The organism is Mycobacterium sp. (assembly GCF_036488105.1).
In the GTDB taxonomy this organism is placed as follows: domain Bacteria; phylum Actinomycetota; class Actinomycetes; order Mycobacteriales; family Mycobacteriaceae; genus Mycobacterium.
In genome coordinates, this window is record NZ_DASXHW010000362.1 from 1 (window position 1) to 2,864 (window position 2,864).

At 68.1% G+C, this 2,864-nt stretch carries 1 protein-coding gene; it reads left to right on the forward strand.

Annotation, left to right across the window (positions count from 1 at the left end):
- Positions 1 to 2,864: amino acid adenylation domain-containing protein (locus VGH54_RS19095; protein ID WP_331513641.1), on the forward strand; the 2,864-nt coding region annotated here is incomplete at both ends.

Here is a 2,864-nt window from a genome sequence, read left to right on the forward strand (position 1 = left end):
GGCCTGTCGGGTGAACGCTCTGCCGATCTGATCGCGGGCATGCTCGGCATCCTGAAGGCGGGCGGATGCTATGTCCCGCTTGATCCCGGCTATCCGCAGGAGCGCCTCGCCTTCATGGTCAGGGATGCCGGGCTGAAGGCAGTCGTCGTTGCCCCCGGCGGGGTTGCGCCAGACGGATTGCCGGCGCTGCGCAGCGATGTGGCGCACGCCAGCGATGGTCGGCCCCCCGCGGTGCTGGACGGCGAGGCCGTGGCCTACATCATGTACACGTCGGGTTCGACCGGCGTGCCCAAAGGCATCGCAGTGCCGCACCGCGCGGTCGCGCGCCTGGTACTGGGCACCGACTATATCGGCCTTGCACCGGGCGATCGGCTTGCCCACCTCGCAAGTCCATCCTTCGATGCTGCAACCTTCGAGCTCTGGGGGGCACTGCTCAACAGCTCCGCCGTCGTAATCATTGATCGCGACACGGTGCTGTCGTCGGCGGCTCTCGCCGCCGACCTGCGAGAGAAACGCATCAGCAGCCTGTTCGTGACCACCGCGCTGTTCAATCGCCTGGTCCAGGACGTCCCGGATATCTTTTCTTCCGTGCGGGATGTTCTGTTCGGCGGCGAGGCGGCCGACCCGCACGCTGTGCGGGCCGTGCTTGCCAACGGCGCGCCGCAACGGTTGCTGCACGTGTATGGACCGACCGAAGCGACCACCTTCAGCACGTGGATGGAACTCCGGGCCATTGCAACTGACGGCCGAACGGTCCCAATCGGCCATCCGATCGCCAACAGCACCTGCTACGTTCTCGATGCTGCTCTGCAGCCGGTCCCGACGGGCGTGGCGGGCGAACTCTACCTCGGCGGTGGCGGCTTGGCCCACGGCTACTGCGGGCGCCCGGCGCTCACCGCTGAGCGGTTCATTCCGGATCCCTTCGGCCGGCCTGGCAGCCGGCTCTACCGCACCGGCGACATGGTGCGCCGTCTCTCGGACGGCAGCATCGACTATCTCGGCCGCCTCGACCACCAGGTGAAGATCCGCGGCTTCCGCATCGAGCTCGGCGAGATCGAGGCGGCGCTGCTGTCGCACGCGGACGTCGCGCAGGCCGTGGTGGTGGCGCGGGAGGATGCCGCCGGCAAACGGCTCGTGGCCTATGTGTTGCCGCGCCAGGACGCGGTGTCCGACACCGAGGAACTGGGTGGCCATCTGAAGCGCCGGCTTCCGGACCACATGGTGCCGGCAGCGATCGTCAAGCTCGCAGCTTTGCCGCTGACACCAAACGGCAAGCTCGACCGCAACGCGCTGCCGGCGCCGGACTGGCACGGCAGCCAGGATGCCTACGTCGCCCCGCGCAACGCCACCGAGCAGGCGCTGGCCGTGATCTGGCGCGACGTGCTCCACATCGACCGCGTCGGCGTCAACGACAACTTCTTTGCGCTCGGCGGCGATTCGATCCAGTCGATCCAGGTGGTGGCGCGGGCCAATCGGGTGGGACTGAACCTGACGGCGCGGCAGGTGTTTGAAGAGCAGACGATCGCGGGCCTTGCGGCGGTGGCGGGGAGCGTGACGTCGGCGGAAGCCGAGCAAGGGCTTATCGTGGGTGAGGTGGCGCTGACCCCGATCCAGCGCTGGTTCTTCGCGCAGGGGCTCATCGCTCCACATCACTTCAATCAGGCCATACTGCTGGACTGCGGCGAGAGGCAGACAGCTTCGCTGGTTGCCGAAGCGTTGCGTGGCCTGGTGCGCCACCATGATGCGTTGCGGCTGCGCTTTTGCCGCACCGAGGGCGGCTGGCAGCAGGCGCATGCGCAAGGCGAGGGCGAGATCGCGTGCGAGCATATCGATCTGGCGGAACTCGCCGGCACGGCTCAGCTGTCGGCCCTGACGGGGCATGCCGACCGGTTGCAGGGAAGTCTCGATCTGACGGCGGGGCCGCTGTTGCGCGCGGCCTTGTTCGATCTCGGTCCGCAGGGGCAGCGGCTGCTCTTGATCGTCCATCATTTGGTGGTCGATGGGGTGTCGTGGCGCATCCTGCTGGAGGACCTCGAGGCGGCACTGGTGGCGCTGCGACGTGGCGCGCCGGTGCCGCTTGCGGCCAAGACCACCTCGTTCCGGCGCTGGGCCGAACAGCTTGTGGCCTATGCGGGCTCGGCGGCGGCACAGCGCGAGCTGGCCTATTGGCAGGGAGTGCCGTGGTCGGACGCCGGCCGGCTGCCGGTCGATCATCCGGGCGGAGCCAACACCGCAGGCTCGGTGCGCGTGGTGGCGAGCGCGCTCGGCCCTGCGGAGACAAAGGCTCTGCTGCAGGACGTGCCGGGCGTCTATCACACCCAGATCAACGACGTGCTGCTGACGGCGCTGGTCGAGGCGTTTGCCGACTGGACCGGGCAGCGGACGCTGCTGGTCGATCTCGAAGGCCATGGCCGCGAGGCGTTGTTTGCGGAAGCGGACACCTCGCGCACGGTGGGCTGGTTCACCAGCCTGTTCCCGGTCGTGCTCGAGGTCGGTGCGGCCACGGATCCCGGCAGCGAGCTCAAGAGCGTGAAGGAACAGCTGCGTGGGGTCCCCAACCGCGGCATCGGCTACGGTATCCTGCGCTATCTCGGCGGCGATGCCGCGGCCGACCTCCCGGTGGTGCAGCCCGAGGTCAGCTTCAACTATCTGGGCCAGCTCGATGACGCCGGCGGGGACGTCCCGTTCCGCTTCGCCACCGAGGATATCGGCGCCCTGCAGGGCGAGGACAATGCCCGAGCACATCTGATCGATATCTCCGCTCACGTGCGCAACGGCCGCCTGCAGCTGCAGTGGTTTTATAACGCCGCGTTGCATGAACCCGAGACGATGATGCGGCTCGCCGAGCGCTATGTCGCGGCGCT